This is a genomic window from Arthrobacter cupressi, from assembly GCF_900099975.1.
Taxonomy (GTDB): domain Bacteria; phylum Actinomycetota; class Actinomycetes; order Actinomycetales; family Micrococcaceae; genus Arthrobacter; species Arthrobacter cupressi.
In genome coordinates this window covers 65,469-81,502 of record NZ_FNEI01000008.1, presented here as the reverse complement: position 1 = coordinate 81,502, position 16,034 = coordinate 65,469, and the positions used below count along the sequence as shown (strand labels likewise).

Genomic DNA, 16,034 nt, shown 5'->3' with positions numbered 1-16,034 from the left:
TAGGGTACGGACCATGGAAATCATCCTTGTTCCCGGGTTCTGGTTGGATGCCTCGTCATGGTCGGAGGTGACCCCGCCGCTCGTCGACGCCGGCCACCGGGTCAGGCCCTTGACTTTGCCGGGCCTTGAGTCTGTTGACGCACCGCGGGCCGGAATCGGCCTTCGAGACCACATCGATGCGGTGGCCGCCGCGGTGGACAGCGCCGAAGGGCCGGTGGTGCTGGTGGGCCATTCGGGCGGCGGCGCCATCATCCACGGCGTGCTCGATGCCCGCCCGGACCGCGTCGCCCGGGCGATCTACGTGGACAGCGGGCCGCTCGGCGAGGGCGGCGTCATCAACGACGAACTGCCCGTGGACGGGGACGACATTCCGCTGCCGGCCTGGGACGTGTTCGAGGACGCCGACCTCGTGGACCTGGACGACGAGCTCCGCGAGATGTTCCGCAACCGCGCCATCCCCCAGCCCAAGGGCGTGGCCTTCGACAAGCAGCGCCTGAATGACGAGCGGCGGTATGAGGTTCCGGCCACGATCATCGCTTGCGAATTCCCGTCGGGCATGCTCCGCGAATGGATGGCAGCCGGTTCGCCCTTCACGGCCGAGCTCGCCCGGATGAAGGACGTGGACTTCGTGGATCTCCCCACCGGCCACTGGCCGCAGTTCACCCGCCCGGCAGAGCTCGGCGAGGCGATCCTTGCCGCCGTCGAACGCACCGCGGATGCCACCGCCGGTTAGGCCAGGTCCTGCCAGACGTCGATGCTGAGTTTGATGATCAGTGCTGCCACCACCAGGAGGAACACGGCGCGGACGAACTTGCTGCCCTTCTGCACCGCGGTGCGGGCACCGAGGTAGCCGCCGGCCATGTTGGCGGCGCCGAGCAGCAGGCCGACGCCCCATAGGAGGGAGCCGTGCGGCAGGAAGAACAGCAGGGCCCCGGCGTTGGTGGCCATGTTGACGATCTTGGCCTTGGCGCTGGCTTCGAGGAAGGCATAGCCCATCGCGGACACGAGGGCGATCACCAGGAAGGAGCCGGTGCCGGGGCCGATCAGTCCGTCGTAGAAACCGATCACCGCACCGATCAGGCAGGCCACCACGTAATGCTTGTGGCCGTCGTGCCGGAGGGCGGTGAGTTCGCCGGCGTTGGGCCGCAGCGCGGTGAAGAGCGCGACGACGACGAGCGCCACCACGATGATCGGCTTGAACACCGAGGCGGGCAGGTTCGCCGCGAGCAGCGCCCCGCCGAAGCTTCCGGCCAGCGCGATCACGGCCATTGGCACGGCGGTCTTCAGGTCCGGGCCCACCCTGCGGTAGTAGGTGGTGGCGCTGGTGGCGGTGCCGAAGATGGAGCCCATCTTGTTGGTGGCCAGCGCCTGGACCGGGGTGATGCCCGGGACCAGGAGGAGGGCGGGGAGCTGGATCAGTCCCCCGCCTCCCACCACGGCGTCCACCCATCCGGCGGCGAAACCGGCCACCACGATCATGAGGAGCGTGGCGGCCTCGATCGATTCGAAGCCGGAAATCACTTCTGGCGGACGGCGTTGACCACGTAGTCCACGGCCTTTTCGACGGCGACGTCCTCGGCTTCGCCGCTGCGGCGGTCCTTGATCTCCACGACGCCGTTCGCCAGGCCCTTGCCGACAGCCAGGATGGTGGGCACGCCCACGAGCTCGGCGTCACCGAACTTCACCCCGGGGGATACCTTGGGGCGGTCGTCGTAGATGACGTCCAGGCCGGCGGCTTCCAGTTCGGCGGAGAGCTTCTCCGCGGCGGCAAAGATTTCCTCGCCGCGGCCGACAGCCACCACGTGCACGTCCGCGGGTGCCACCGAGCGGGGCCAGATGAGGCCGCGGTCGTCATTGTTGGATTCGGCCAGGGCGGCCACGGCGCGGGTGACGCCCACACCGTAGGAACCCATGGTCACTACGACCTGCTTGCCGTTCTGGTCCAGGACCTTCAGGTCGAGGGCTTCGGCGTACTTGCGGCCGAGTTGGAAGATGTGTCCCATCTCGATGCCGCGTGCCAGTTCCAGGGGGCCGCTGCCGTCGGGGGCGGGGTCGCCTGCGCGCACCTCGGTGCATTCGATGACGCCGTCCCAGGTGAAGTCGCGCCCGGCCACAAGGTCGTAGACGTGCTTTCCGGCCTGGTTGGCTCCGGTGATCCAGGCGGTGCCGCTGACAACGCGGGGATCAACGAGGTACAGGAGCTTGGTGGAGCTTTCGCTGCCCAGCAGGGGTGCGTCCAGCGTGAGACCGGGGCCAAGGTAGCCCTTGACAATGAGGGGCTGCTTCTTGAGGTCGTCCTCGTTGGCGGCTTCCAGGCCGATCTCGCCGGCCACCGGCAGGAAGGCGCCGATGTTGGCCTCGACGCGCTTGAGGTCCACGGCGCGGTCGCCGGGGACGCCGATGACGACGAGCTGGCGCTCACCGGTGGGCAGCGTCACGGCGAGCACGACGTTCTTGAGCGTGTCCGCGGCAGTCCATGCGCCGCCGTCGGCCTCGCTGCGGGGGGCGAGTTCGTTCGACGCGGCGACGAGGGTTTCGATCGTGGGGGTGTCCGGGGTGTCCAGGACACGGGCCGCGGGGGCGTCACTGAAGTCGATGGCTTCGGGCGCCACGGTGGTGACGGCCTCGACGTTGGCCGCGTAGCCGCCGGCGGAACGGACGAAGGTGTCTTCGCCGATCTCGGTGGGGTGCAGGAATTCTTCGCTCTTGGACCCGCCCATGGCACCGGCGGTGGCGGTGACCGGGACGACTTCCAGGCCCAGGCGTTCGAAGATCTTCACGTAGGCGGCCCGGTGCGCGGCGTAGCTGGCGTCCAGGCCGGCGTCGTCCACGTCGAAGGAGTAGGAGTCCTTCATGATGAACTCGCGGCCGCGGAGGAGGCCTGCGCGCGGGCGGGCTTCGTCGCGGTACTTGTTCTGGATCTGGTAGATGCTCAGGGGCAGGTCCTTGTACGAGGAGTACAGGTCCTTGACCAGGAGGGTGAAGACTTCCTCATGCGTGGGGGCGAGCAGGTAGTCGGCCTGCTTGCGGTCCTTCAGGCGGAAGATGCCCTCGCCGTATTCGGTCCAGCGGTTGGTGGCCTCGTAGGGTTCCTTGGGAAGCAGGGCAGGAAAGTGCACTTCCTGGGCGCCGATCGCTGCCATTTCCTCGCGGATGATCTGCTCCACCTTGCGCAGCACGCTCAGGCCCAGCGGCAGCCAGGTGTAGATGCCGGGAGCGGCGCGGCGGATGTAACCCGCCCGGACCAGCAGCTTGTGGCTGGCGACCTCGGCGTCGACGGGATCTTCACGCAAGGTGCGCAGGAACAGCTGGGACAGGCGAACGACCACGGGCAAATCCGTTTCTGTGGCAAGGGATGGCAAAAACTACTGACTACTAATCTACCGGCTGGCCGCCCGCGTCTTTGCCGCCCGCCGACGCCCGGGCCGCCTTCGCGGGGGCGCGCAGGAGTCCATTGACGGTGGCAGGCGGCAGGTCTACCTTGAATTCATCGGGTGATGAATTCGTTTCCGGAGGTCGCCATGAACCGGCACGTAGCAGAACCAGCAGGCGTTGCCCCGGCCGTTGAGGCCAGCGGAGTCCACGTCAACCGCGGCCGGACCAGGATCCTGCGCGGCCTGGATTTCACGATCGGCGCCGGTCGGATCACCGGCCTGCTCGGCCCTTCGGGCAGCGGGAAGACGACGCTCATGCGGGCCATCGTGGGGGCGCAGCGCCTTTCCGCCGGCGCCGTCACCGTGCTGGGCCAGCCCGCGGGCGCCGCAGCCCTGCGGCACGACGTCGGATACGTCACCCAGTCCCCCAGCGTCTATCCGGATCTCAGCGTCGAAGCGAACGTCCGGTACTTCGGGGCGATGCACGGCGCGACGGCGGCCGACACCGCCGAGGCGATCGCCGCCGTCGGGCTCGAGGACCTCGCCCGGCAGCGGACAGCCGATCTTTCGGGAGGCCAGTCCAGCCGGGTGTCGCTGGCCTGTGCCCTGGTGTCGCACCCCGGGCTGCTGGTCCTGGACGAACCCACCGTGGGCCTGGACCCGGTGCTGCGCGCGGAGCTCTGGGAGCGCTTCGCCACAATGGCGGCCTCCGGAACCACGCTGCTGGTCTCCAGCCACGTGATGGAGGAGGCCTCGCACTGTTCCTCGCTCCTGCTGTTGCGCGAAGGCCTGCTGATGGCCAGCCTCACCCCTGCCGAGCTCGGCGAACGCGGACACAGCACCGACCTTGAACAGGCGTTCCTGCACCTGATCCGGGAGGCGGAAGGCAAACCTTCCCGCACGGACCGCAATGAAAGCCAGGTGGCATGATGAATCCCCGCATGATGCTGGCGACGAGCCGGCGGGTCCTGGAGCAGCTGCGGCACGACCGCCGCAGCATCGCGCTGATCCTGGTGGTGCCGGCCCTGCTGCTGACCGCCGTGTACTACCTCTACGAGAACGAGACCCTGCCGCCGGGCATGCCGCGCACCTTCGACCGTGTGGGCCTGATGATGCTCGCGATCTTCCCGTTCGTGGTGATGTTCCTGGTCACCTCAATCACCATGCTGCGCGAGCGGACCACCGGCACCTTGGAGCGGCTGCTGACGACGCCGATCCACAAGGCGGACCTGTTGTTCGGCTACGCGATCGCGTTCTCGATCATGGCGGCCCTGCAGTCGCTCGTGGCGACGGCGGTGGCGTATTGGATCTTCGACCTGGACATCAAGGGCAGCCCCGGGTACGTGGTGATGATCGCCGTCATCAACGCCGTGCTGGGGGTGGCCCTGGGCCTGCTGTGCTCGGCGTTCGCGCGGACCGAGTTCCAGGCGGTCCAGTTCATGCCCGTGGTGGTGGTCCCGCAGATTCTTCTCTGCGGCCTGTTCGTGCCGCGGGAGCGCATGAACGACGTGCTGGAGAGCATTTCGAACGTGCTGCCGCTGACGTTCTCCGTGGATGCCCTCAAGGAGATCGCGGCCAACAGCGAGGCCACGCAGCTCCTGTGGGATGACGCGGCCACGATCGGTGTCATCGTGCTGGTGGTCCTGGTGCTGGCCTCGCTGACCCTTCGGCGGCAGACCCGATGAGCGGGCTTCCCTCGCTGCACGGGACCGTGCCTGCGTCCCGGCGGGGCCGCCGCGTCGGCACGAACGATTCGCGCGAGCTCATCCTCGCCGCGGCCCGGCGGCTCTTCGCCGAGCACGGCTTCGACGGCACGAGCCTGCGGCAGGTTGCCCGCGAGGCAGGGGTGGATCCGGCCCTGGTGCACCATTTCTTCAAAGGCAAGGACGAGCTCTTCGCGCTCAGCGTGGACCTCCCGGCGGATCCGGCGGAGGTCCTGGCCGGCGTCGAGTCCCTCGATCCGGGGCAGCGCGCGGAGGAAATCGTGCGGGCTGTGCTGCGGCTATGGGAGAGCCCTGCGCAGCACAGCCTGGTGGCGTTCCTGCGCGGCACCATCGGTTCCAAGGCCAAGACGGCCATGCTGCGGGAACTGGTGACCCGGACCGTCCTGCAGCGCATCATGGCAGGGCTTCCGGGCACGCCCGAAGAACGCGCGTTGCGCGGGAATCTCGTGGCCACGCAGGTGGTGGGCCTGATGCTGGTCCGGTACGTGGTCCGGCTGGAGCCCCTGGCCTCGGCAGCGCCGGATGAGGTGGTGAGGCTGGTTGCCCCGAACATCCGGCGCTACCTCGCGGAGCCTTTGTGACCGGGGCGCCGCTGTGACGCTTACTTGATCAGGGCCGCAATGTCGTCGAGGGTCTCGGCTGCCTGTTTCGTCTCCAAGGCAACGTTGCCGGCACTGACGTAATTGCTGGTAATCACGACACCGCCCTTCAAGGCGGTCACCATGATCTGTGTTGTCACGACTGTACCGACCGTACTGGTCGCCTTCACGGCGAAGGTGCCCGGAGTCGCCGTGGCCACGGGAACCTCCGTCATGGAAGACTCCGCCTTCTGACCCGCCACCTCAATGACCATGTGCCGGCATGTCTTGGCCTGTTCCTTGTTCCGGGCGTAGATGGCCGAAAGCTTCGCCTGATCCAGGCCGGAGACGAGGCTCACGGTCTGGACCGGTGACGCGCTGCCCGACGGCCTCGCCACCGCGACCGCCATGCTTGCACCCTGAACCGCCTGGAAGCTTCCGGCGAGGGCGGCACCGCCGCATGCCGCCGGGGTGACTTTCATGGACGAGATCATGCTCTTGGCCGCGTCAACTCCCTGCAGCAGTTGGTCTTCCGGCATCGCGACGAACGGCGCCCCTTCGGCGTTGTCGATACTTTCGAAGAGTTCCGCCAGTTCGGCGTTCGTGTACTTCTTGAACGCCACGGTCGGGGTCGGCGTGGGGGTCGGACTGGGCGTCTTGCTCTGGACCGTCGCTGAGGACGGCGCCGGAGCGGGGGCCGCGCAGGCCGAGACGGAAAGGACGACGGCGGCCGAGACGGCCAGGACAATACGAGGTGCGTTATACAAGATCCCCCCAGAGGATGCGAACGGGCCGGGTGGCCTGCAGTATGGCTGCAGGTACTTCCGAGTGCCTCCCTGCATTAATAGAGCACAGTAGCGAAGGTTCCCAGCTGCTGGAATCCCACCCGTTCATAACTCGCCCGCGCACGCAGGTTGTAGTGGTTGACGTAGAGGCTGGTGATGGGGGCGAACGTCTGTGCCAGCTTCACGACGGCGGCCATGTAGCCGGCGCTCAGGCCCTGCCCGCGGATGGCGGGGTTGAGCCACACGCCCTGGACCTGGCTCACGTCCGGGGTCACGGCGCCGAGCTCGGCCTTGAAGAGCACGCGCCCGCCATCGATGTGCACGAGTGAATGTCCCTGCCGGATCAGTCCCGCCACCCGGCGGCTGTAGAAGTCCTCGCCGCCCAGGAACGGCGAATAGCCCACTTCCTCTTCGAACATCGCGGCGCAAGCAGGAAGGATCAGCTCGAAGTCGGCCATGTCGCCGAAGCCCAGGTGCGGGTTGGCCGGGATATCCGGCTCCCCCGAGATCGTCATCAGTGGCTGTTCGGCACGCACCTCGTGGGCCAGGTGCCCGTGCGGCTCCAGGGCCGCGTGGAGGGCGAGCACTGGTTCGGCGGGACCGAAGATCGACGCGTAGCGGCGCCCGGCCCGGTGCACCGCCTGGGCGATGTACGGGGCCAGCCCGGGATCCAGCTGGACCGGAACCAGGTTCGCCCCGGCCCAGCAGGCACCCAAGAGCGCGCCGCCGTCGAACACCCCGAAAATCCGGGCACCCGCCGCCGTCGGCGAGGCACTCCCGTGCGACCCCAGCTGGGACAGAATGAACACATTCGCCACAGGGTCTTCCAGGGCAAGTGCGCGCAATTGCGCCGTATCGGCGCCCTCCAGGATCCGGACGGTCAATCCGTCCGGCGCAGTCTCGTTACGAGACGCTAACCACGGGGCTACCCTTGACAGCATCTTCGCCATCGGCCTCCCCCATCTCTTCAGCGATACGCATGGCCTCTTCGATCAGTGTCTCAACAATTTCGCTCTCGGGGACAGTCTTGATGACCTCACCCTTCACAAAGATCTGACCCTTGCCGTTGCCGGACGCCACACCAAGGTCGGCTTCGCGGGCCTCGCCCGGGCCGTTCACGACGCAGCCCATCACGGCCACGCGCAGCGGAACCTCCATACCCTCCAGGCCTGCGGTGACCTGCTCGGCGAGGGTGTAGACGTCCACCTGGGCACGGCCGCATGACGGGCAGGAGACAATTTCCAGCTTGCGCGGACGCAGGTTCAAGGACTGCAGGATCTGGTTGCCGACCTTGATTTCCTCCACCGGCGGGGCGGAAAGGGATACCCGGATGGTGTCGCCGATGCCCTTGGACAGCAGGGCGCCGAAGGCAGTGGCGGACTTGATGGTGCCCTGGAAGGCCGGGCCGGCCTCGGTGACGCCAAGGTGCAGGGGCCAGTCGCCCTTTTCCGCGAGCATCTCGTAGGCGGCCACCATCACCACGGGGTCGTTGTGCTTCACGGAAATCTTGAAGTCGTGGAAGCCGTGCTCTTCGAACAGTGAAGCCTCCCAGACGGCGGATTCGACCAGCGCCTCGGGCGTGGCCTTGCCGTACTTCTTCAGGATGCCGGGCTCCAGGGAGCCGGCGTTGACGCCGATCCGGATGGAGGTTCCGTGGTCCTTGGCGGCCCGCGCGATTTCCTTGACCTGGTCATCGAACTTGCGGATGTTGCCTGGGTTCACGCGCACCGCGGCACAGCCGGCCTCAATCGCCGCGAACACGTACTTCGGCTGGAAGTGGATGTCCGCGATCACCGGGATCTGGGACTTGCGGGCGATGATCGGCAGCGCCTCGGCGTCATCGGCCGAAGGGCAGGCCACGCGCACAATGTCGCAGCCGGCCGCCGTGAGTTCGGCGATCTGCTGCAGGGTGGCGTTGATGTCCGTGGTGGGCGTGGTGGTCATCGACTGCACGCTGATGGGCGAATCGGAGCCAACGCCCACGGAGCCCACCTTGATCTGGCGCGTCTTGCGGCGCGGCGCAAGGACGGGTGGCGGGGCTGACGGCATTCCCAGGCTGACCGAGGTCACGTGGACTCCTTGGGGTGAAGAGGTGGATCGGGAGGAGGGGGATTCGCTAGGAAGCGTGCTCGGCGAGGAGGCCGATCACAGGGTTCCAGGCGCTGGTGCGGATGCCGGCCAGGCCCTGGGCCACGGCGTAGGGATCCTGCTTGAGGATGGAGTTCAGTTCGTTTTCGTCGGCGGCGTTGACCAGGATCAGGGCGCCGGACCCGTCGGCGTAGGGACCGGAAGCCAGAACGGTTCCCTGCTCGGCAAGCTCTGCGGCCCAGGCGCGGTGGGCCGGGCGGTGCTCGTCGCGCACGGCGGCGGACTCGGCGTCGTAAACGTACTCAACAGCGAAAACAGTCATACCGCTACCCTATCGCCAAGCCCGCACTGGAGCGGACTCCGCATGGGTGGCATTGCGCACGCAGGGGCACTGGACGCCAGGCACCGGGCACGGGGAACTCAGCCAAAGAGATTCACCGGTTTGACGATGTCCGCATAGATCAGCAGCGCACCCATCGCCATGAGCAGGCCGGCCACTACGTAGGTAAGGGGCAGCAGCTTGGCGATGTCGAAGGCGCCGGGGTCCGGTTTGCCGAACAGCTTCGCGATGCGGCGCCGCACGCCTTCGTAGAGGGCGCCGGCGATGTGGCCGCCGTCGAGCGGCAGTAGCGGAATCAGGTTGAACACGGCCAGGGCGAAGTTCAGCCCGGCGAGCAGGCCCACCAAAGTGGCCAGCCGCGCCTGCACGGGGACTTCCTCCATGGCCGCGACTTCGCCCGCCACGCGTCCGACGCCCACCACGCTGATGGGGCCGTTGGGGTCCCGCGGTTCGGAACTGAAGGCGGCCTGCGCAACGCCGGCCACGCGGGCCGGGAGGTTGAGGATGACGCCGCTGATCTGCTTGATGTTCTCGCCCGCCATGGGCAGCACGCTCGACGCCGGCTGCGGTACAAGGGCGGTCTGCGAACCGATACCGAGGAAGCCGACTTCCTGGTACAGCGGCTTGCCGTCCGTGCCCTTTGCCTGCCGGCCGTCGTCGCCGATGACCGGGCGTGAGGAAAGCACGGGGGTGACCTCGGAGGTGACCGTCCGGCCGTCGCGCTGGACCGTGATCTCCACGGTGCGGCCGGCGGAGGCCCGGATCCGGGTGGACAGCTCCGCCCAGGTGCCGGCGTCCTTGCCGTCGAAGGTGAGGATCGTGTCTCCCGGTTTGAGTCCGGCCTGGGCGGCGGGGGTCGGCTTGCAGGCAGCCGAGTCCGGATCGACCGACTCGCCCTCCGTGACCTGGCACTTGGAAACGTCCGCCAGGGTGGTGGTGGGCGTGGAGATGCCGAAGCCCATAAGCAGCACGGCGGTGAGGGCCAGGCCGATCAGCAAGTTCATGGCCGGGCCGCCCAGCATGACGATGATCTTCTTCCACACCGGCAGCTTGTAGAACACGCGGTTCTCGTCGCCGGGACCGACTTCCTCGTGCGCCGCGGAGCGGGCTTCGCTGGCCAGGGTCTGGAACATGCCCGTGCTGGAGGGCCGGACGCCGCCGTCCTCCTTGTTGGGCGGGTACATGCCGATCATCGCCACGTAGCCGCCCAATGGCAGGGCCTTGAAACCGTACTCGGTCTCCCCCTTGCGGCGGGACCAGATGGTGGGCCCGAAGCCGATCATGTACTTGGTAACGCGCACCTTGAACAGCTTGGCCGGCAGCAGGTGCCCCACCTCGTGCAGCGCGATGGAGGCCGCGACGCCGACGGCGACGAAGGCGACTCCGAGGATGAAGAGAATAACGGGATTCATGCCTGGTGGTGCTGCTTCCTTCGTGGCTCTGCGTGCTGGGTTGTGGCTCTGCGTGCTGGGTTGTGGCTCTGCGTGCTAGACGGTGCTGGTGGCTAAACGATCGTGGGTGCGCGTGCGTGCCCACCGTTCAGCTTCCAGCACGGAGTCAAGCGTCAGCTCCGAAGAACCTGAGTGCTCGCTGAGGACGGCCTCCACTGTGTCCACGATGTCCGTGAAGCGGATCCGTCCCGAATGGAACGCCTGCACTGCTTCCTCGTTGGCGGCGTTGAAGACCGCCGGGAAGGTGCTTCCCTGCTTGGCGGCGTCCTTGGCCAGGTCCACTGCCGGGAACGCCACCGGGTCCAGGGGCTCGAAGGTCCAGCTGGTGGCCTGGCTCCAGTCGCAGGCCTTCGCCGCTTTGGGAACCCGGTCCGGCCAGCCCAGGCCCAGGGCGATCGGCAGGCGCATGTCCGGCGGGGAGGCCTGCGCGATGATGGAGCCGTCCACGAACTGCACCATGGAATGCACCACGGACTGCGGATGGACCACCACGTCGATCCGGTCCAGGGGAACGTCGAAGAGCAGGTGCGCCTCGATCACTTCCAGGCCCTTGTTGACCAGGCTGGCAGAGTTGGTGGTGACCATGAGGCCCATGTCCCAGGTGGGGTGGGCCAGCGCTTCGTCCGGGGTGACATTATGCAACTGCTCCCGGCTGCGGCCGCGGAAGGGCCCGCCGGAGGCCGTCAGGATGAGCTTCTCCACTTCGGCGGCAGTGCCGGAGCGCAGGCACTGGGCGAGGGCGGAATGCTCGGAATCGACCGGCACGATCTGGCCGTCGGCGGCCGCGGCCTTGACGAGCGTGCCGCCCACGATGAGGGATTCCTTGTTGGCCAGCGCCAGCGTCGCCCCTGATTTGAGTGCTGCGAGTGTGGGAGCCAGGCCGATCGAGCCGGTGATCCCGTTGAGGACCACGTCCGCTTCGACGGCGGCGATCCTGCTGGACGCGTCCGGGCCGCTGTAGATTTCCGGCCGGTAGTTCCGCAGCCCCGCGGCGGAGGCGGCGTTGTCGATCAGTTCCTGCAGGGCGCGCGGGTCGCCATCGGCGATTCCGACGGCGGCGGCGCGGGTGTGGACGGCCTGCTGCGCGAGCAGCGCCAGGTTTCCTCCGCCCGCGCTCAGGGCCACGACCTCAAAGAGGTGGGGGGCGGCGTCGACGACGTCAATCGCCTGGGTGCCGATGGAACCGGTGGAGCCGAGGAGGACGATCTTGCGGGGCTGCATGGATCAAGTATCCCGCACACCGTTGACCGTTTAGGGCACGGGCGTAGCGTTGGAGGCGTGGACTGGGTGTGGTTCCTGGAGGCGCCGGAGTACGGATTTGCCCGGCAGGTTCTGCAGCGCGGCACGGCGGCGCTGTTCTTCATCGCCTTCCTATCCTCGTTCAACCAGTTCCCCGCCCTGCTGGGAGAGCACGGGCTGCTCCCGGTTCCGCGCTGGGTGGAACGTTCGCAGGGATACGGCCGGCCGAGCCTGTTCCGCTGGCGTTACTCGGACCGGCTGTTGCGGCTCGTCTGCGTGACCGGGATGGCGCTGGCGCTGCTGCTGGTGGCCGGGCTGCCGCAGCTGGGGCCGCCGTGGGTCCCGCTGCTCATGTTCCTGGCGCTGTGGCTGCTGTACATGTCGGTGGTCAATGTGGGCCAGACGTTCTACGGCTTCGGCTGGGAGATGCTGCTGCTGGAGCTCGGCTTCACCGTGGCGTTCCTGGGCTCGGAGCAGGTCCCGCCGCCCCGGACCATCCTGCTCCTGCTGCTGTGGCTGCTGTTCCGGCTGGAGTTCGGCGCCGGCATGATCAAGATCCGCGGCGGCAGCGAATGGCGGGACCTGACCGCCCTGTACTACCACCATGAAACGCAGCCGATGCCCGGGCCGCTGAGCCGGCAGGCCCACCTGTTGCCGAAGCCCCTGCACCGGATGGAGGTGCTGGGGAACCATTTCGCGCAGCTGGTGGTGCCGTTCTTCCTCTTTGCGCCGCAGCCGGTGGCGGCCGTGGCGGCCGGGATAGTCATCTTCACCCAGCTCTGGCTGGTCGGCAGCGGGAACTTCGCCTGGCTTAACTGGTCCGCGATCGTCCTGGCGTTCGCCGCCGTCAGCGACCCCGTGCTGCGGGCTGTCTTCGGGATCCCGGACCCGGCCGTTTCCCCGGCCCCCGCGGGCGTGCCGCAGTCCCCGGTGTGGTGGACCGCCGTCGTGCTCGCCGCGACGGTGCTGCTGCTGGTGCTCGCGTACCGCCCGCTGCGCAACCTGCTCTCCAGCGGGCAGCTGATGAACGCCAGCTTCAACCGCTGGCAGCTGGGCAACACGTACGGGGCGTTCGGCACCGTCACCAAGCACCGGGTGGAGGTGGTGGTGGAGGGCACCCTGGACGCAGATCCGGACGGCGAGGGCTGGCGCGAATACGGCTTCAAGGGCAAGCCGGGCGATCCGCGCAGGCTCCCCCGGCAGTGGGCTCCGTACCATCTGCGGCTGGACTGGCTGATGTGGTTCCTGCCGCTGCGCACCATCCACGAGCCGTGGTTCTACGCGTTCCTGCACAAACTGCTCGACGCCGACCCCGCCACCCTGCGCCTGTTGCGGCTGGACCCGTTCGACGGCGGCCGCCCGCGCTGGGTGCGTGCCCGCACCTTCCTGTACCGCTTCGCGAGCCGGGCGGAGTTCCGGGAAAACGGCGAGCGCTGGGTCAGGCTGGAACTGTATGAGGCGATCCCGCCGCTGTCCCTGCCCCGATCCCCCGGGAAATGAGCGCGAACGTACAGTTGGGGCCCCAAAATCCGCGATTTCAGGGCCCCAAGTGTACGTTCGCGCTTCGTCGCTTAGTGGTGCACGCCGGCGCGGCGCAGGGTCGCTTCGGCGTGGCGCAGGATGGGGCCGTCCACCATCTTGCCTTTGTGCTGGAACACGCCCGTTCCGGCGGCAGCGGCGGCGTCGAGCAGTTCGCGGGCCTCGCCGAGCGCTTCGTCCGAGGGCGCGTAGGCTCCGCGGACTGCGGCCACCTGATTCGGGTGGATGCAAGCCTTGGCCCCGAACCCGCTGGCGACGGCGTCGGCGGCCTCGGCGGCCAGGCCGTCCAGGTCGGGGATGTCCACGTAGACGGCGTCGATCGCTTCCTTGCCGTGGGCCTTGGCGGCCAGCAGCACCGTGGAGCGGGAGTGCACCGCCACTGCCCGGTAGCCGCCGTCGTTGTTCCGGCTGGACGTGCCGCCCATGGAGGCGATCAAGTCCTCGGCGCCCCACATCAGGGCCACGACGTTCGCTTCTGCGGCGATCTCGGCGGCATTCAGGATGCCCTTGGCCGTTTCGCAGAGGGCGATGACGCGATAGTCCCCCAGGGCCCGGACCTGCTCGGCGGACTCGGCCTTGGCGAGCATCACGGTACGGTACGGCGTGTGGGCCAGGCAGTGCAGGTCCTTGGCGAAGTCTTCGCTCCCGGCCGCGTTGACCCGCACGATGGTGCGGCTGGGATCGAGTTCGGCGGCCTGCCCTTCGGAAGCCACGAGCGCCAGGATCGCGCCGCGTGCGAGCTGTTTGGCGTCCGGGGCGACCGCGTCTTCGAGGTCGAGGATGACGGCGTCGCTGCGTGCGGCCGCCTTCCCGAAGCGTTCGGGGCGGTCCGCGGGGCAGAACAACAGCGCCGGTCCCATGGTGAAGGGGGCGCTGCCTTGCGGGTCAACTGCTGGCATGTGTTTCGTGAGCCTCCTTGGTCCACATCAGGCATGTGCGGGTGGCCAGTGCCACCACCACGCCGTCCTGGTTCCGGCCGGTGTGCCGCATGGTGACGACGCCCTGGCCCGGGCGGGAGCCGGAGAGCCGCTTTTCGGTGACCACCGTTTCGGTGTACAGGGTATCGCCGTGGAAGAGCGGATGCGGAAAGGAGACGTCGCCCAGGCCCAGCTGGGCCACGATGGTGCCCTGGGTGAGCTGCGGCACGGACTGCCCCACCACCGTGGCCAGGGTGAACATGGAGTTCACCAGGCGCTGCCCGAAGGGCTGGCCGGCACTCCACGCGGCGTCCAGGTGCAGGGCCTGGGTGTTCATGGTCAGAGTGGTGAAGAGGACGTTGTCCGTTTCGGTGACGGTGCGGCCGGGGCGGTGCGCGTACACCACGCCTTCCTGGATCTCCTCGAAGTACAGGCCGCGCTGCAGGATGACGGCCGGCTCATCCGTCATACGGTGAGCTCCTGGTCCTCTTCGAAGACCTGCGCGCCGGTGGCCGCCGCCACGTCCGCCACGCTGACGTTCGGGGCCAGTTCCCGCAGCACCAACCGGGACGCTCCGCCCTCCCGCACGACGTCGATCACGGCCAGGTCCGTGATGATGCGATCCACGCAGCCCTTGCCGGTGAGCGGCAGCGAGCAGTTCGCCACGATCTTCGGGTTGCCGTTGCGGTCCACGTGCTCCATCATCACGATGACCTTTTTGGCGCCGAACACCAGGTCCATCGCCCCGCCCATGCCCTTGACCATCTTGCCCGGGATCATCCAGTTGGCCAGGTCGCCGTTCTCGGCCACCTCCATGGCGCCGAGCACCGCCACGTCCACGTGCCCGCCGCGGATCATCCCGAAGGACTGGGCGGAGTCGAAGAACGCGGCACCCTTGTTGACGGTGACGGTTTCCTTGCCGGCGTTGATGAGGTCCGGGTCCACGGCGTCTTCGGCCGGGTAGGGGCCCACGCCCAGTATCCCGTTCTCGGAGTGCAGCACCACTTCGACGCCGGCCGGGATGTAGTTGGGGATCAGTGTGGGCATCCCGATCCCGAGGTTGACGTACTGGCCGTTGCTCAGTTCCTGTGCCACCCGGGCCGCCAGTTCGTTGCGGGTCCAGCCTTTGGTGCCGGCGTCCTTTTCGGAATGTCCGACGGCGGCCTCCCGGTAGCCGTGGCGGACCGCTTCGGGCCGCGGGGGTGCGTCCGGTGAGGTGCTTTCGATGCTCATGCTCCGGCTCCTGCCTGCAGTGCGACGGTGCGCTTTTCGATCCGTTTCTCCCCGTCCGGGGCCAGGACCACCCGCTGCACGAAGATGCCCGGGACGTGGATGTGTTCGGGGTCCAGTTCGCCGGGCTCCACGAGTTCCTCGACCTCGGCAATGGTGACCTTGCCGGCCATGGCACAGAGCGGGTTGAAGTTCATGGCGGTGGCGTGGAAGACGAGGTTGCCGTGCCGGTCGCCCTTCCAGGCGTGGACCAGGCCGAAGTCCGGGGTGAGCGACTCCTCGAGGACGTAGTCGGCACCGTTGAAGGTGCGCACCTCCTTCGGAGAGGAGGCCAGCGCGACGTTGCCGCCGGCGTCGTACTTCTGCGGCAGTCCGCCTTCGGAGACTTGGGTTCCGACCCCGGCCGCCGTGTAGAAGGCGGGGATGCCGGCACCGCCGGCGCGCAGCTTTTCGGCGAGCGTGCCCTGCGGGGTGAGGACCACTTCCAGTTCGCCGGCGAGGTACTGGCGGGCGAACTCCTTGTTCTCGCCCACGTAGGAGCTGATGGTGCGGCGGATCCGGCCGTCCTTGAGCAGGATGCCCAGCCCCCAGTCGTCCACGCCGCAGTTGTTGCTGACGGTTTCCAGGTCCCTGGTTCCCTGTTGATGGAGCGCGTCGATCAGGGCCACGGGGATGCCGCAGAGGCCGAACCCGCCGACCGCGAGCGAGGCGCCGTCCGGGATGTCCTTGACCGCTTCCGCGGCGCTTGCAACAACTTTGTCGATCATCG

The 16,034-nt window shown here is 68.0% G+C and carries 17 protein-coding genes; 5 read left to right on the top strand and 12 right to left on the bottom strand.

The features are described 5' to 3' along the window. Positions 1–13 precede the first annotated feature (13 nt). Positions 14–733 (top strand): alpha/beta fold hydrolase, encoded by a 720-nt coding sequence (locus BLP88_RS10945; RefSeq protein ID WP_074589146.1) that lies wholly within the window; start codon positions 14–16, stop codon positions 731–733. Here the strand turns inward: BLP88_RS10945 and BLP88_RS10940 are convergent. Both BLP88_RS10940 and BLP88_RS10935 read right to left on the bottom strand, forming a co-directional pair. Continuing rightward, positions 730–1,521 (bottom strand): sulfite exporter TauE/SafE family protein, encoded by a 792-nt coding sequence (locus BLP88_RS10940; protein WP_074589144.1) that lies wholly within the window; start codon positions 1,519–1,521, stop codon positions 730–732. The two genes, BLP88_RS10945 and BLP88_RS10940, sit on opposite strands and share 4 nt — an antisense overlap. Then, positions 1,518–3,329 carry a proline--tRNA ligase gene (locus BLP88_RS10935; RefSeq protein ID WP_074589143.1) on the bottom strand — a complete coding sequence of 604 codons (1,812 nt, stop codon included), beginning with the start codon at positions 3,327–3,329 and terminating at the stop codon, positions 1,518–1,520. Before BLP88_RS10935 ends, BLP88_RS10940 begins: the two co-directional genes overlap by 4 nt. A gap of 192 nt (positions 3,330–3,521) precedes the next feature. Between BLP88_RS10935 and BLP88_RS10930 the strand changes: the two genes are divergently transcribed. Genes BLP88_RS10930 through BLP88_RS10920 form a run of 3 tightly spaced genes read left to right on the top strand, consistent with a single transcriptional unit; the run spans position 3,522 to position 5,679 of the window. Then, positions 3,522–4,304 carry an ABC transporter ATP-binding protein gene (locus BLP88_RS10930; protein WP_074589294.1) on the top strand — a complete coding sequence of 261 codons (783 nt, stop codon included), beginning with the start codon at positions 3,522–3,524 and terminating at the stop codon, positions 4,302–4,304. A gap of 11 nt (positions 4,305–4,315) precedes the next feature. Further along, on the top strand, positions 4,316–5,059 hold the full coding sequence (locus BLP88_RS10925) for an ABC transporter permease (protein WP_084111100.1): 744 nt from the start codon (positions 4,316–4,318) through the stop codon (positions 5,057–5,059). Beyond that, positions 5,056–5,679, top strand: a complete 624-nt coding sequence (locus BLP88_RS10920; protein ID WP_074589141.1) for a TetR/AcrR family transcriptional regulator — start codon at positions 5,056–5,058, stop codon at positions 5,677–5,679. The genes BLP88_RS10925 and BLP88_RS10920 overlap by 4 nt, the downstream gene beginning before the upstream one ends. A 20-nt stretch (positions 5,680–5,699) precedes the next feature. Here the strand turns inward: BLP88_RS10920 and BLP88_RS18965 are convergent, their stop codons facing one another. The 6 genes from BLP88_RS18965 to dxr all read right to left on the bottom strand — a co-directional run bounded on the left by BLP88_RS18965 (position 5,700) and on the right by dxr (position 11,561). Then, entirely contained in the window at positions 5,700–6,443 is a 744-nt protein-coding gene (locus BLP88_RS18965; protein WP_175453536.1) for a hypothetical protein, read from the bottom strand. Between the two features lie 74 nt (positions 6,444–6,517). Then, positions 6,518–7,402 (bottom strand): GNAT family N-acetyltransferase, encoded by an 885-nt coding sequence (locus BLP88_RS10910; protein WP_074589291.1) that lies wholly within the window; start codon positions 7,400–7,402, stop codon positions 6,518–6,520. Next, positions 7,365–8,531, bottom strand: coding sequence for a flavodoxin-dependent (E)-4-hydroxy-3-methylbut-2-enyl-diphosphate synthase (gene ispG / locus BLP88_RS10905; RefSeq protein WP_074589139.1), 1,167 nt, complete (start codon positions 8,529–8,531; stop codon positions 7,365–7,367). Before ispG ends, BLP88_RS10910 begins: the two co-directional genes overlap by 38 nt. Positions 8,532–8,577: 46 nt before the next feature. After that, positions 8,578–8,871, bottom strand: a complete 294-nt coding sequence (locus tag BLP88_RS10900) for a YciI family protein (protein ID WP_074589138.1) — start codon at positions 8,869–8,871, stop codon at positions 8,578–8,580. Positions 8,872–8,969: 98 nt separating this feature from the next. Further along, a complete protein-coding gene (locus BLP88_RS10895; RefSeq protein WP_074589136.1) occupies positions 8,970–10,301 on the bottom strand; it encodes a M50 family metallopeptidase in 1,332 nt (443 codons plus the stop codon). A gap of 75 nt (positions 10,302–10,376) precedes the next feature. Beyond that, positions 10,377–11,561, bottom strand: coding sequence for a 1-deoxy-D-xylulose-5-phosphate reductoisomerase (gene dxr / locus BLP88_RS10890; protein WP_074589135.1), 1,185 nt, complete (start codon positions 11,559–11,561; stop codon positions 10,377–10,379). A gap of 57 nt (positions 11,562–11,618) precedes the next feature. Between dxr and BLP88_RS10885 the strand changes: the two genes are divergently transcribed. After that, positions 11,619–13,079: a lipase maturation factor family protein gene (locus BLP88_RS10885; protein ID WP_074589133.1), complete on the top strand. Its 1,461-nt coding sequence runs from the start codon at positions 11,619–11,621 to the stop codon at positions 13,077–13,079. Between the two features lie 71 nt (positions 13,080–13,150). Here the strand turns inward: BLP88_RS10885 and BLP88_RS10880 are convergent, their stop codons facing one another. Genes BLP88_RS10880 through BLP88_RS10865 form a run of 4 tightly spaced genes read right to left on the bottom strand, consistent with a single transcriptional unit; the run spans position 13,151 to position 16,032 of the window. Beyond that, the gene (locus tag BLP88_RS10880) at positions 13,151–14,017 is read right to left on the bottom strand and encodes an HpcH/HpaI aldolase/citrate lyase family protein (protein ID WP_074589132.1); all 867 of its coding nucleotides are present in this window, start codon (positions 14,015–14,017) and stop codon (positions 13,151–13,153) included. After that, positions 14,004–14,504, bottom strand: coding sequence for a MaoC family dehydratase (locus tag BLP88_RS10875; protein ID WP_074589131.1), 501 nt, complete (start codon positions 14,502–14,504; stop codon positions 14,004–14,006). The genes BLP88_RS10880 and BLP88_RS10875 overlap by 14 nt, the downstream gene beginning before the upstream one ends. Beyond that, on the bottom strand, positions 14,501–15,268 hold the full coding sequence (locus BLP88_RS10870; protein ID WP_074589129.1) for a CoA transferase subunit B: 768 nt from the start codon (positions 15,266–15,268) through the stop codon (positions 14,501–14,503). The genes BLP88_RS10875 and BLP88_RS10870 overlap by 4 nt, the downstream gene beginning before the upstream one ends. Continuing rightward, positions 15,265–16,032, bottom strand: coding sequence for a CoA transferase subunit A (locus BLP88_RS10865; RefSeq protein ID WP_074589128.1), 768 nt, complete (start codon positions 16,030–16,032; stop codon positions 15,265–15,267). The genes BLP88_RS10870 and BLP88_RS10865 overlap by 4 nt, the downstream gene beginning before the upstream one ends. Positions 16,033–16,034: the final 2 nt, after the last annotated feature.

Coding starts and splice junctions, on each gene's coding strand:
- BLP88_RS10945 (WP_074589146.1), top strand. CDS start 14: ATGGAAATCATCCTTGTTCCCGGGTTCTGGTTGGATGCCTCGTCATGG.
- BLP88_RS10930 (WP_074589294.1), top strand. CDS start 3,522: ATGAACCGGCACGTAGCAGAACCAGCAGGCGTTGCCCCGGCCGTTGAG.
- BLP88_RS10925 (WP_084111100.1), top strand. CDS start 4,316: ATGATGCTGGCGACGAGCCGGCGGGTCCTGGAGCAGCTGCGGCACGAC.
- BLP88_RS10920 (WP_074589141.1), top strand. CDS start 5,056: ATGAGCGGGCTTCCCTCGCTGCACGGGACCGTGCCTGCGTCCCGGCGG.
- BLP88_RS10910 (WP_074589291.1), bottom strand. CDS start 7,402: ATGCTGTCAAGGGTAGCCCCGTGGTTAGCGTCTCGTAACGAGACTGCG.
- BLP88_RS10900 (WP_074589138.1), bottom strand. CDS start 8,871: ATGACTGTTTTCGCTGTTGAGTACGTTTACGACGCCGAGTCCGCCGCC.
- BLP88_RS10895 (WP_074589136.1), bottom strand. CDS start 10,301: ATGAATCCCGTTATTCTCTTCATCCTCGGAGTCGCCTTCGTCGCCGTC.
- dxr (WP_074589135.1), bottom strand. CDS start 11,561: ATGCAGCCCCGCAAGATCGTCCTCCTCGGCTCCACCGGTTCCATCGGC.
- BLP88_RS10880 (WP_074589132.1), bottom strand. CDS start 14,017: ATGCCAGCAGTTGACCCGCAAGGCAGCGCCCCCTTCACCATGGGACCG.
- BLP88_RS10875 (WP_074589131.1), bottom strand. CDS start 14,504: ATGACGGATGAGCCGGCCGTCATCCTGCAGCGCGGCCTGTACTTCGAG.
- BLP88_RS10870 (WP_074589129.1), bottom strand. CDS start 15,268: ATGAGCATCGAAAGCACCTCACCGGACGCACCCCCGCGGCCCGAAGCG.
- BLP88_RS10865 (WP_074589128.1), bottom strand. CDS start 16,032: ATGATCGACAAAGTTGTTGCAAGCGCCGCGGAAGCGGTCAAGGACATC.